Annotated in this window: 11 protein-coding genes and 1 tRNA gene; 3 read left to right on the top strand and 9 right to left on the bottom strand. The window is 65.5% G+C overall.

Going from position 1 to position 12,429, the window contains the following annotated elements:
• Window positions 1–17: 17 nt before the first annotated feature.
• The 5 genes from BCM27_RS14670 to BCM27_RS14650 form a co-directional block, all read right to left on the bottom strand.
• Entirely contained in the window at window positions 18–1,367 is a 1,350-nt protein-coding gene (locus BCM27_RS14670) for a 2-hydroxycarboxylate transporter family protein (protein ID WP_004018896.1), read from the bottom strand.
• 397 nt (window positions 1,368–1,764) lie between these two features.
• Window positions 1,765–2,736 carry a formylglycine-generating enzyme family protein gene (locus BCM27_RS14665; RefSeq protein WP_081486957.1) on the bottom strand — a complete coding sequence of 324 codons (972 nt, stop codon included), beginning with the start codon at window positions 2,734–2,736 and terminating at the stop codon, window positions 1,765–1,767.
• Between the two features lie 10 nt (window positions 2,737–2,746).
• Window positions 2,747–4,375 carry a sulfatase-like hydrolase/transferase gene (locus BCM27_RS14660; protein ID WP_004018893.1) on the bottom strand — a complete coding sequence of 543 codons (1,629 nt, stop codon included), beginning with the start codon at window positions 4,373–4,375 and terminating at the stop codon, window positions 2,747–2,749.
• 226 nt (window positions 4,376–4,601) lie between these two features.
• Window positions 4,602–4,808, bottom strand: coding sequence for a nuclear transport factor 2-like protein (locus tag BCM27_RS14655; protein WP_239450603.1), 207 nt, complete (start codon window positions 4,806–4,808; stop codon window positions 4,602–4,604).
• Window positions 4,809–4,967: 159 nt separating this feature from the next.
• A tRNA-Leu gene (locus tag BCM27_RS14650) sits at window positions 4,968–5,041 on the bottom strand.
• Window positions 5,042–5,153: 112 nt separating this feature from the next.
• Here BCM27_RS14650 and BCM27_RS14645 point away from each other — a divergent pair.
• Both BCM27_RS14645 and BCM27_RS14640 read left to right on the top strand, forming a co-directional pair.
• Window positions 5,154–5,777, top strand: coding sequence for an ANTAR domain-containing response regulator (locus BCM27_RS14645; protein ID WP_033205903.1), 624 nt, complete (start codon window positions 5,154–5,156; stop codon window positions 5,775–5,777).
• A 194-nt stretch (window positions 5,778–5,971) separates the two neighbouring features.
• Window positions 5,972–7,336, top strand: a complete 1,365-nt coding sequence (locus BCM27_RS14640) for an ABC transporter substrate-binding protein (protein ID WP_033205878.1) — start codon at window positions 5,972–5,974, stop codon at window positions 7,334–7,336.
• A 123-nt stretch (window positions 7,337–7,459) separates the two neighbouring features.
• Here the strand turns inward: BCM27_RS14640 and BCM27_RS14635 are convergent, their stop codons facing one another.
• Genes BCM27_RS14635 through BCM27_RS14620 form a run of 4 tightly spaced genes read right to left on the bottom strand, consistent with a single transcriptional unit; the run spans window position 7,460 to window position 11,560 of the window.
• Entirely contained in the window at window positions 7,460–8,275 is an 816-nt protein-coding gene (locus BCM27_RS14635) for an ABC transporter ATP-binding protein (RefSeq protein WP_004018887.1), read from the bottom strand.
• Window positions 8,272–9,321 (bottom strand): ABC transporter ATP-binding protein, encoded by a 1,050-nt coding sequence (locus BCM27_RS14630; RefSeq protein WP_004018886.1) that lies wholly within the window; start codon window positions 9,319–9,321, stop codon window positions 8,272–8,274. Before BCM27_RS14630 ends, BCM27_RS14635 begins: the two co-directional genes overlap by 4 nt.
• Window positions 9,314–10,303, bottom strand: coding sequence for a branched-chain amino acid ABC transporter permease (locus BCM27_RS14625; RefSeq protein ID WP_004018885.1), 990 nt, complete (start codon window positions 10,301–10,303; stop codon window positions 9,314–9,316). Before BCM27_RS14625 ends, BCM27_RS14630 begins: the two co-directional genes overlap by 8 nt.
• Before the next feature lie 3 nt (window positions 10,304–10,306).
• Window positions 10,307–11,560 (bottom strand): ABC transporter permease subunit, encoded by a 1,254-nt coding sequence (locus BCM27_RS14620; protein WP_004018884.1) that lies wholly within the window; start codon window positions 11,558–11,560, stop codon window positions 10,307–10,309.
• A gap of 261 nt (window positions 11,561–11,821) precedes the next feature.
• Between BCM27_RS14620 and BCM27_RS14615 the strand changes: the two genes are divergently transcribed.
• Complete coding sequence (locus BCM27_RS14615) at window positions 11,822–12,394, top strand: N-acetyltransferase (RefSeq protein WP_033205901.1); 573 nt, start codon at window positions 11,822–11,824, stop codon at window positions 12,392–12,394.
• The last annotated feature ends 35 nt before the right edge of the window (window positions 12,395–12,429 follow it).

The following is a 12,429-nucleotide window of genomic DNA, read 5'->3' as shown; positions in this document are numbered from 1 at the left end:
CGAGTTGAATCGGCGTGTCATCCGTAGAAGAAGGCGAGGAAGCCCGACGCCGCGAGGAGCACCATTCCGCCGCCGAGGCGCGAGGTGATCTGGGCGAACGGCAGCAGATGCATACGGCGGGTCGTTCCGAGAGTCGCGATGTCGCCGGAACCACCGAGGTCGGTCATGCACAGACCCGCGGTGATCGACGATTCGACGAAGTACAGCTTGAGGAGCCAGCCCACGGTCCCGGCGACGACGGCCGTGACCAGCACGGTGGCGACGGTGAAGGCGAGGAACGACGGTCGCGAGGCCAGTTCGGCGATCTTGTCGATGTCGATCAACGAGACACCGATGCCGACGAGGGCGGCCGGAACCCACAGCTTGACGACGAACTCATACCACTGGGTCGTGCTCTCCTCGACCTCCGCGGGCACGATGCTGCTGAGCTTGAGCGCCGCGGTCAGCACGATCACCCAGGCGTACAGATGGATGGACGGAACGGCCGCCTCGAGCATCGCCCCGGTCAGATAGATCGCACCGGTGAACAACAGGCCGGTGCCCAGGGTGCTGACCGTCATCGGGCGTTTGCGGGTGACGGCCGCGACCTCTTCCTTGGTCGCCCGGATGCGCAGCATCTGTCCGTGCCCGTTGAATCCGACGAAGAGCTGGGTGCGGCGCCGGGTCAGCGCGGCGTACATCGAGGCCAGGCAGATGCACAGGAGATTGGCGCAGATGATCGGCGGGACGATCGTCGACATGTAGTGCTCGGCGCTACCGCCCATGGCGTCGGCGTACATCTGGGAGAGCGGGATCGCGCCTCCGGAGATGCCGCCAGCCATGATGGGCGTGGTGACCTCCAAAATCGCGGTGCGGAACCCGAATCCGGTGGCGGCCGCGATTCCGCCGATGATGGCGACGACGACTGCGAACGCGATGACGATGACGGCGCAGAAGCGGCCGCCGGCCTTGATGAGGAACCGGCGGTCCATGCCGAGGATGCTGCCCGCGATGATGGACGCCACGAGGATCTCGACGAACCCGTAGCCACTGAACCAGTCCTTGATGATCGTCGAGAAGCTGTCGGGTACGAGACCGAAGTACACCGCCAGCGCGGGACCGAAGACACAGAGGAGCGGTCCACCGCCGATGGCCGAGAGTGCCGGCGTGCGATCACCGATGGCGAACAGCCCACACCCGATGATCATGCTGATCGCGAGACCGCCGAAGATGTTGTCCGGCAGCGTTCCCGTGTAGACGGCCGCGAGCCCGATCACCGCCAGTGCGGCGTACCACGGCCAGGGCAGGCCGAGGATGCGCGCGCGGCCGGGTTCGTCGGTGGAACCCGTTTCCGGCGGCGCGTCGTGCGTTGGTTCTTTGGTCGTCACGATTCTTCTCCTGGATCGGTGGCCTGGGGCGGGCGTCACCTGGTGGGTCTGGAAGTGACGCCGATCACTGGTCAGCGACGCTAGCGCCCCAATTGCCGAAAGATCCACATATGAGTGAATAATGGTACCAATGGTCTATTCATCCCGGCTGTTGCGGGACGATGGGGTACGAGGCCCTGTCTGAAGCGCCCTCGTCTCGGCAAGCGCTCGCAGCGTTCGCGCGCCGCCCTGGCGCGCAGGCGAGGACGACTATGGGCACCTACAAGAGCTTCGTGGGGTGGGGAAGCAGCTTCATGGGGTGGGGAAGCGCATTGACCTCCGCCGACGGCACGGGTGTACCCACAATCGCTGAAGGCTCACACGCGCAGCCCAAGTACCAAGTGGTTCGTAAGCGCGACTAGAGGGCTGACCGTGCACACCGGAAACCGATGTTCGCGGCCGTCGACTCGGGAGTGTTCGACGACCGTGCGGAGATCCGATAGCGGTTGCAGTACGAGTCGTGGCAGAGGTATGAGCCGCCGCGCATGACCCGACGCTCACCATCGGTGGGGCCGGTTGGTGACACTCTTTGTGAGCGTTCGTAGTACGTGTTGTCGAACCAGTCCTGGCACCACTCCCAGACGTTGCCGGCCATCTGGTAGAGGCCGAATCCGTTCGAGCGGTAGCTCTTGACCGGCGCGGTGGTGAGGTGGCCGTCGTCCTCGGTGTTCTCGACGGGGAAGCTGCCCTGCCAGATGTTGCATCTCCACTGACCGTGGGGCGTGAGCTCATCTCCCCACGGGTACCGACGCCCGTCCGTGCCGCCGCGTGCCGCGTACTCCCACTCGGCCTCGGTCGGTAGGCGGGTGCCCGCCCAGTCGCAGTAGGCCGTCGCATCGGCCCATGACACGTGCACGACGGGGTGATTCTGTCGGTCGGAGATGTTCGTGCCGGGTCCATGCGGGTGTTTCCAGTCGGCGCCTTTTACCGCGAGCCACCAGGGGGTCTGCTCCAGCCGGTGGAGAATCGCCGAGCTGTCGCCGGCGAACGCGAGGTGGAACACGGCGGACACCCCGAACTGCTCGGCGGTGGTGACGTGACCGGTCTCCTTGACGAAGGTTGCAAACTGGGCGTTCGTCACGGGCGTCGCCGCGAGGCGGAAAGCGGGCAGGTCGACTTCGTGGACCGGCCCCTCGCCGTCCTGAGGGTATCCCTCCGCGAAGTGGTCACCCATGGCGAAGCGGCCCGCTCTGATGTCGAGGAGAGGTATCCGTGAGCGCTCTTGTCGCGGTGCGCTCTTCGACGGCGCGGCGACCGCCGACGACCGTCCCCGGCCGGAAGGGGCCGAGGACGGTGCACAGCATGGGGGCGTGTCGTTGTCACCGCTCATACCGCGCGCCCTAGTTCGTCCAGTCGATGGAGTACATCAGGGATGCGACCCGGGGTGCCGCCGCCTCGACTGCCTCGAACGGCGCTGGGACAACACCGTTGTCGCGCGCGTACTGATCCCACTTGGTCGAGAGTCGTTGGACGACCTCTGGGTTCTGGGTCGACACGTCGGCGGTCTCACCGGGGTCGGCAGCGAGGTCGTAGAGCGCGTTACGACCTGTCCCGCCGGCCACCGCTGGTGCGTAGACGAGCTTCCAGTCGCCTTCGCGGAAGACGCGATGCCCGAAGAGCTCCATACCGAACTCGTCGGTGCCGACACTGTCCGACGTCCCGTCTAGCAGGGGCTTGGCCGAGTCGCCGAGAAGCGGCTCACCGGCAACCGTTTCCGTGCCCGCGTATTCGGTGAAGGTCGGGTACAGATCCACCACGTGCGTGTAGGTGTCGATCACGCGGGGACCCGATGACGAACCACTGTCACCTGGTGTCTTCACGAGGGTCGGCACGCGCGTACCGCCTTCGAAAACGGTTGTCTTGGAATGGAAATACGGACCCGATGACACTTGTGCGTTCGGTAGTCCGAGAGTCGGGTACGACCCTGGCGCACCGTAGGATTCGACGTCGCCGGTGCGCTGATAGTGCTCGTCCTGCCATTCTGCGGCACCCGGTTTGGCGGTGTAGACGGTTCGCGACGCGCTGGCGGCGCCGTTGTCGCTGGTCAGGACGATCAGGGTGTTGTCGTATTCCCCGGTCTCGCGCAGACGATCCGTCAGACGTCCGATCTGCTGATCGACGTCGTCGATCATGGCTGCGTACACGGCCATTCGATAGGCGAGGTCGCGGCGTTGCCCTTGATTTAGACTGTCCCATTCGGGTGTCTGAACCGGCCAACGCGTGGCGACGTTCTTGTTGATGAGGCCCCGTTCGGCGAGTCGGTTGATGCGTTCGGTGCGCATCGCTCGGAAGTCGTTGTCGTCCAGATACTCGTCGAGGTACTTCTGGATCAGCGCCTCGTCGGGCACGTGGAGGGGATCGTGGACCGCGGTGTAGGCAAGATATCCGAAGAACGGCTTGTCCGTCTCCTCGTTCTGGTCGATCATGCGCAGCATCTCATCGGTGTACGCGTGGGTGGAGTAGAAGTCGTCGGGCAACTCTTCGATGGGCGCTCCGTTGCGTTCATAGACAACCGTGTCCACCGGTGGTATGTCGCGAGGAGCGTGCCGCAACTTGTCGGCGTAGTGCGAAGCGGCCCCGTCGTACATGGTGAAGTTCTGCTCGAAACCGAGGTCGCGAGGAGTCTGCCCGGGCTCCTCGCCGAGGTGCCACTTGCCGACCTGGAAGGTCGAGTAGTCGGTTCCTGCGAGGACCTCGGCCACACCGGTGTACTCGCCTTCCAGTGTTCCCTGGTATCCCGGAGTCGTCGTCGGTACGCCGGGCGCGGTGAACCCCTCCATCGAACCCAGCCCGACCCGGTGGGGGTCCTGGCCGGTCATCAATGCGGCCCGGGTGGGCGCGCAGACCGGGTAGGCGTGGAAGTTCGTGAACTGCAGCGATTCTTGGGCGAGCGAGTCGATGTTGGGGGTCGCTGCATCACCACCGTAGGGACCGAGGTCGGTGTAACCGAGGTCGTCGAGCAAGACCATGAGGATGTTCGGTTTGTCGGCGGGTTGAGCCGACGGCGTCGGGTCCGAACTCGAGCAGCCACTGGCGACAACCGCTAGAAGCGCTGAAGCGCACAGAGACGCGCACAGCGCGGAACCACCGGACAATCTGGAACTGACAGTGCGTCGCAAAGGAAAACTCTCTCGTCGTTGAGAAGTCGCGAATGGGATGCGCGGGATGGCACTCGGCTCAACCTCGATGGATGCCCTAGCCCGACGTCGCGGCAACCACCGGGCTGACATCCATGAAGATGAGGTATTCCGTGATCGCACCGTTCTCGACCTTGGTGCGGGTGACCGCCGGGAGGGTGAATTGCTCACCGTTCTGCATCGTGTAGGTGACCTCCACTCGGAGGGCGGTGACGTTGTCGGAGGTGAACTCCTCGAGGATCACGTGCCGCATGCCGTCCGCCACGCTGGCCGGGTGGCACATCGTCGCGATCGCTCAGGACCTGTGGCGACCGACGGGGTAGAAACTAGGTGCGGGGGGCCAATTGTCATGCAATTGCCATGCGTCATACGTGCATGACACGGCCAACAGAGAACAAACCACCCTGCAAGCAGGTTTTTTACGTGCCCCCGGTCAGACTCGAACTGACACTGGACGGGTTTTGAATCCGTTGCCTCTGCCAATTGGGCTACGGGGGCCAGTACACGGGTCGCCCCGCGCCGGAGTCCAACTCTAGATGATCGGCCGAGCGGCCTGCCAACCGGTACTCTGCGTGCACACGGACGCGGCGTGAGCGACGTGAAGGAGGGGATGGTGACGGTGACCGACAGTGCGACGACAGCAGCCGGTGAGACCACGACAACGCATCGGGTTCTGGTGGCCGAGGACGATTCCTTGATCCGGATGGACCTGATCGAGATGCTCCGCGAAGAGGGGTACGACGTCGTCGGGGAAGCGCCGAACGGGCAGGTCGCGGTGGAACTGACCGAGTCGCTGTCGCCCGACCTCGTCATCATGGACATCAAGATGCCCGTTCGTGACGGCATCGATGCGGCAACCGAGATCGCCGAGAAGCGTCTCGCGCCGGTTGTCATGCTGACCGCGTTCAGTCAGCGGGACTTCATCGACAAGGCGCGTGACGCAGGCGCGATGGCCTACCTGGTCAAACCGTTCACGAAGGCCGACCTGGTCCCGGCCATCGAGGTGGCGGTGAGCCGTTACCAGGAGCTCAAACAGCTCGAGCGCGAGGTCGCGACCATGAACGAGCGGCTGGAGACCCGCAAGCTCGTGGAGCGGGCGAAGGGGTTGCTGATGAAGAAGCAGGCCCTCTCCGAGCCCGACGCGTTCAAATGGATCCAGCGCGCGGCGATGGACCGCAGGACCACGATGAAAGCCGTTGCGCAGGTTGTCGTGGAGACCCTCGGGAGCGACTGACCACGAGCGCCTCGCCGACGCAATGCGTCTGTGCGCAAGCCAGTTTCACTGTCTTTACGCAGCCGCAACAAGATCGCGCTAGCTTTTCTCCAGCGAGGCGCGGTCCGCTGTACTCAGAGGTGCCGTCCTCGTCACAAATGCCGAACGCACAGGCCGAACGCCGAACGCGCAGGCCAGACGCAAGGAGAGCATCGATGTCCTTACGCTTTTTGAGGAGCGGGGCAGTGGTCGTGACCGCGGCGGCAGCGCTGGTGGTCGCCGGCTGCAGCAGCTCTGATTCGGGTTCTGACGGAGGTTCCGAGGCGTCGTCGAGCGCCGCAGTGGAGTCCACGCCCGCACCTCCGGGTCTTGGCCTCGCGCAGAAGCTGGCGTGCAACCCGCCGAAGGCCACCCCAGGCCCGGCCAGCACCGCCGCGCTGAAGATCGGCACCCTGCTCCCGGCGACCGGATCGCTGGCCTTCCTGGGGCCGCCCATGGAAGCGGGTGTGAACCTCGCGGTCAAGGACATCAACGCCGCGGGCGGGGTCCTCGACCAGCCGGTCGAGCTCGTCACCGGTGACTCGGGGGATACCACCACCGACACCGCCAACGCCACCGTGGACCGCGAACTCAGTGCCGGCACCCAGGTCATCATCGGCGCCGCGTCGTCCTCGGTGTCGCTGAAGGTCATCGACAAGGTCGCAAACGCGGGCGCGGTCATGTTCTCGCCGGCGAACACCTCCGACGAGTTCACCTGTTACCAGGACAAGGGTCAGTACTTCCGCACCGCACCCGCCGATGTCCTCCAGGCGCAGGCGCTCTCGCAGACCATGGCCGAGGACGGGGTGCAGCGCGTGTCGATCCTCGCGCTCAACGATCCGTACGGAACGGGACTGGCCGACAACACCGTTCGGGATCTCGAGGCGGCCGGCGTCCCGGCCGACCAGATCCAGAAGATCATCTACGACCCGAACGCACAGTCGTTCAACGCCGAGGTCGATCAAGTGAAGAACTTCGACCCGGACGGCATCGCGGTCATCGGATTCGAGGAAAGCGCCAAGATCATCACGCGCATGCACGAGGTCGGAATCGGTCCGAGCGACGGCAAGCTCGTCTACGGCGTCGACGGCAACATGGGCAACGCGTTGGGTGAATCGGTGGGACCGGGTCTCCTCAAGGGCATGAAGGGAACGACCCCGCTGACCCAGACCAGCGGGGAGTTCCAGGCGGCACTGAAGGAGCTCGACAGCGAACTCATCGACTTCAACTACTCGGGCGAGAGCTACGACGCCGCCGTGCTGAGCGCACTCGCGGCCACCGCAGCCAAGTCGACCGACGGTAGGACGATCGCGGCCAACATCATCGGCGTGACCAACGGTGACGAGAACTGCGACTCGTACCAGGCCTGCCTGGAACTGCTGAACGGCGGCAAGACGATCGCCTACGTCGGCAAGACCGGCAACCTGGCCTTCAACGCCGCCGGGGAGCCGAGCGTCGGCTCCTACGGTGTACTCGAGTTCGACGACAACAACGCCCTGCTCACCCCGACGCGCAAATACGTCTCGGTCGCAGCGCAGTAGAACCCCCGCACACGACGAGACCCCCGGTTCCGGCCGGGGGTCTCGTCGTGTCAGCGGTCCTGATCTCGTATCCCGTTGTCGCCCAACGCGTCGGCGGCAGCGGTCACGGCACAGGCCGACGGCTCACGCCTTCTTCTCCGAACTGCCCGCGAGCGTGCCGAGGTAGAGCTCGATGATCTTGGGGTCGTTGGCGAGGTTGCGGCCCGTGTCGGTGTAGGCGTTGCGGCCCTGATCGAGCACATAGCCGCGGTCGCAGATCTGCAGGCAGCGGCGGGCGTTCTGCTCGACCATGATGATCGAGACACCGGTGGCGTTGATCGCCTTGCAGCGGATGAACACCTCGTCCTGGAACATCGGGGACAGGCCCGCCGACGGCTCGTCGAGCAGTAGCACCGCCGGGTCCATCATCAGGGCGCGTCCCATGGCGACCATCTGCCGCTCACCACCGGAGAGTGCGCCCGCCTTCACCTTTCGCCTCTCGGAGAGCAGCGGGAAGAGCTCCGAGACGAACTCGAACCTCGTGGCGAAGGTCTTGGGCCGCAGGTAGACGCCCATCTCCAGATTCTCTTCGATCGTCAAGGCGGGGAAGACGTTCTGTGTCTGCGGAACGTAGCCGACACCCTTGTCGACGAGGACGTGCGCCTTCGCTGAGGTGATGTCGTCGCCACGGAGCGTGACCGAACCCTCGCGCACGGGAATCAGTCCGAACAGCGTCTTCAGCAGAGTCGACTTGCCGGCGCCGTTGGGGCCGATGATCCCGACGATCTCACCGTCACCGAGGTAGAAGTTGCACTCCTCGAGGATGTTGATGCCGGGGAGATAACCGGCGGTGATGTCGTCGGCGCGCATCAGTGCGTTTCCCGCGAGTTTGCGATGCTCCTCGGCAGTGGCCGCGAGCTGCGCCGGCGTCAACTGCCCGGGTTCGGGCTCGGTGCTCATCGTCCGCCCTCCTTCGTCTCCGGCGCCGACGGCGGCAGTTCGGTGACCTCCGAGAGGTCCCCGCCCTCCTCCAGCGTCGCCTCGATGGCTGCCTCGACCTTCTCCGCGAGCACCGCGGTGGCCCCGACCGGACGACCCTGGTCGTCGAACTCCAGTGCCTGATCGTGATGACCCCCGAGGTACGCGTCGACGACGGCCTCGTTGTCGCCCAGTCGGTCGGGGAGGGATTCGGCGATGACCTGGCCCTGGGCCATCACGACCACCCAGTCGCTGATGTCGCGGATGACGTCCATGTCGTGTTCGACGAAGACGACCGTGACCCCTTCGTCCCGCAGCGATTTGATGTGTTCGAGCAGGCTCTGGGTCAGCGCCGGGTTGACGCCGGCCATCGGCTCGTCGAGCATGACGATCTCGGGGTCGGTCATCAACGCTCGTGCCATCTCCAGCAGCTTGCGCTGTCCGCCCGACAGCGAGCCGGCGAAGTCGCCGGCCTTGGCGTCGAGCTTGAAGCGCCGGAGCAGTTCGTGTGCGCGGTCGGTGATCTCGGCTTCTTGCTTGCGCCACACCCAGGGCGCGAGCGCGGCGAGGAAGTGCTCGCCCCGCTGCCCGGTGGCCCCGAGCCGGACGTTGTCGAGCACGGTGAGTTTCGCGAGCGCCTTGGTGAGCTGGAAGGTGCGCACCATGCCGCGACGGGCCACCTGGTGGGGAACCATCCGGCCCAGGGAGTCGCCGTTCAGTGACCATGTGCCCGAGTCGGGCTTGTCGAATCCGGTGATCAGGTTGAAGAAGGTGGTCTTGCCCGCTCCGTTGGGGCCGATGAGACCGGTGATGGCGCCGCGCTGCACCTCCAGGTGATCGACCTGAACGGCCTTGATGCCGCCGAAGGTCCGAGAGATGTTGTCCACCACGATGATCGGATCGGGTTTGGGTGAGCCCGGCTCGGCGGTGACCCCGGCGAACAACCGAGACCGCTCCGCGGCCGGGAGCGTGGAGAGGTCCCGGCGGGTCGCCCGGACGGGAGCCGAACCCGTGGAGTCGTCAGGCATCGAGCTGCACCTCCCTCTTGTTGCCGAGCAGTCCCTGGGGTCTGAACACCATCATCAGGATGATCGCCAGACCGAGCAGCACGTAGCGGAATGCGCCGACCTGCTGCGCCGACAGATTCAGCAGTGGGTCGTCGCCGGATGTGGCCTGACGCAACAGCGCGTCGGGAATCGCGAGCAGGAACCAGAACAACATCGCGCCGAGCACCGGGCCGAACACCGTCGCCGCACCGCCGAGGATCAGTGCGCCGTAGGCGAAGAACGTCTGTGCCGTCGAGTAGAAGTCGGGATTGATCGATTGGGTGGCGAATGCGTTGAACACTCCCGCCAGCCCACCGATACAGCCGCCGAGCACCAGGGCCTGCATCTTGTAGAAGTAGGCGTTCTTGCCGAGCGACCGCGCGGCGTCCTCGTCCTCCCGGACCGCCTTGAGCACGCGTCCCCACGGACTGCGGACGAGGAGATAGACCATCAGACACAAGAGCGCGACGACGATCCAGCCGACCACCATCGACCACAGGTCGCCACCGAGGAACTTGACGCCGAGGAACGAGTACTGCTTGCCGTTGTCGAACGGGCTGATGGAGAAGAAACTGCCGGCGTAGCCGTAGATGCCGTTGGTGGAGCGGGTGAAGTCGTCGGCGGAGGTCGACCGGAAGACCAGGCGCAGGATCTCCGACGCCGCGATGGTGACGATCGCCAGGTAGTCCGCCCGCAGGCGCAGGGTGGGAAGGCCGAGAACGACCGCCAGCATCCCGGCGGCGGCGATGCCGATGATCCCGCCCAGCCAGAGCGGCTGGTCGTAGTTGACGGCCATGATGCCCACGCCGTAACCGCCGAGCAGGGCGAAGGCGATCTGGCCGAAGTTGAGCAGTCCGGCGTAGCCGAAGTGCAGGTTCAGGCCGATGGCCAGCAGGGCGTAGAAGATCGCCGATGGACCGATGAGCTGCGCGATGGCTATCTGAAGCGCTGAGATGATGTCCATGGGTCAGCCGATCCTCGCTCGAGATCCGAGAATGCCCTGGGGCCGGATGGTCAGGATGATGATGAGGATCAGCAGGCCGCCGATGTACTTCAGGTCGGGGCTGAGGATGTAGGTGGACAACTGGACGAGCAGACCGACGATGAGACAGCCCAGCAGTGCGCCGTAGGCCGTGCCGAGTCCGCCGAGTGTGATGCCCGCGAACATGAGCAGCAGGAGCTTGAAGCCCATCTCCCATTGGACCCGGCCGCCGAGTTCGGAGAGCGCGAACATCACGCCGCCGAGTGTGGCCAGGCCGCCGGCCAGCGCCCATACGAACAGGATGACGCGGTCGACGTCGATACCCGACGACTCGGCGAGGTCCTTGTTGTCGGCGACCGCGCGCATCGCCTTGCCGATCCTGGTGCGCTGCAACAACACCGCGACGCCGAGCAACACCACGATGCTGATGACGATGCAGGCCAGGTTCACCGGTGTGATCGCGAACGGACCGGAGCCGATCTGGGTCTGCGCCTGATAGTCGTCGAACGGTTCGGCCCGGTCGGAGAAGAAGATCAGGATCAGGTAGCGGAGCACCAGCGACAGGCCGATCGACACGACGAGCATGGCGATCAGCCCGGTTCGTCGTCTTCGCAACGGTCTCCACAGACCGAGTTCGTTCAGGATCCCGATGCCGACGCCGACGATGACCGCCAGGATCGTCGCCGGGATGAGTTGCACCCCGAGCTTGACGTTGATCACCCACGCGATCACCGCGCCGAGTGTCACCAGCTCGCCATGGGCGAAGTTCGTCAGTCCGGTGGTGCCGAAGATGAGGCTCAGACCGACCCCGGTGATGGCGATGATCAGACCGAACCGGATCCCGTCGATGGCCAGCCGCGTCAGCTCGGCGACCGCGGACACCTCGGTGCCGGTCCGGACGTCCCCGAAGGAGAAGATGACCGGACGTGCCGTTCCGCCGCTGACGTCGACGGGCAACTCCGACTTCTGGACCTCGACGCCGTCGGGGAGCGAATCGGTGTCGACGACGATCGTGTACTGGCCCGGGGGCACGTTGATCGACCAGGCCCCGGTCGCCGACGACGTCGCCGTGCCGACGACGGTCCCCGACGCGTCCTTCGCCTCGAGCTCGACGCCCTCGACCTTGTCCGCACCGTTGCGCAGCACCCCGAAGACGCGTACCGAGTCCTCCGGTGCGGCCACCGCGGGCGAGGCGACGAACAGTCCACACAGGATCGACGCGGCGAGCAGTAGCAGCATCGCGATCGCCGGGCGTCGTACCGATGGCGGGGGAGCAGGGGGATGGCTCTCGAGATCGGAATCCTCGCCGAGAGCACATCGTGGCGGCGTCTGCGGCGAGGTGCCGGCGCGTTGCGATGTCATCCTGCGGGACATTAGCGCCAGCGTCGTCACCACGTGGCGACAACGACGTTTCCCAGAGGTAACTTCTCGCGCCGACCGACCGCGCCGAGAAGTCGCGATGTGCTGTCGGAGACCCGATCCGGGTCGTACGCTGGTCCGATGGTCCCGGTCAGCGTGTCCACAACCACAGACGTCGAACTCGCCGCAGCGCTCCTGGCGCAGGCCTTCGCCGACGACCCGGTGACGGTGTGGATGCAACCGGACACCTCGCGTCACCTCGTCATGTTCCGCACGCTGCTGAAGTACAGCCACGGCCCGAAGGCGACGCTCGACCTCGCGATGCGCGACGGCCAACCGGTCGGCGCGGCCGCGTGGGATCCCCCGGGACACAAGGTGTCGGCGACGGCACAGGTCGTGTCGATGGTCGGGTTCTTCCGGGCGATGGGGTCGCGGATGAGTCGCGGGATGAAACTCGAGGAAGAATTCGGCAAGCGTCGACCCAAGGAGCCGCATTGGTACCTGGGCCAGATCGGGGCGCCGGTGCACGGAGTCGGGGTGGGCACCTCGCTGCTGGGACATCGGCTCGACCAGATCGACGGCCCCGCGTACCTCGAATGCTCGAACGTCCGCAACGTGCCGCTCTACGAGCGTTTCGGGTTCACGGTGACCGAGGAGTTCGAGCTCCCGCTCGACGGTCCCACGGTGTGGGCCATGTACCGGCCCCTCCGATGAGAGGCCGAGTGTGAGGAGTCGTCCCAGGCGTGTCG

Source organism: Gordonia terrae (assembly GCF_001698225.1).
Lineage (GTDB): Bacteria > Actinomycetota > Actinomycetes > Mycobacteriales > Mycobacteriaceae > Gordonia > Gordonia terrae.
The sequence above is the reverse complement of the archived record's forward strand: the minus strand, read 5'-3'. Positions and strand labels throughout refer to the sequence as shown.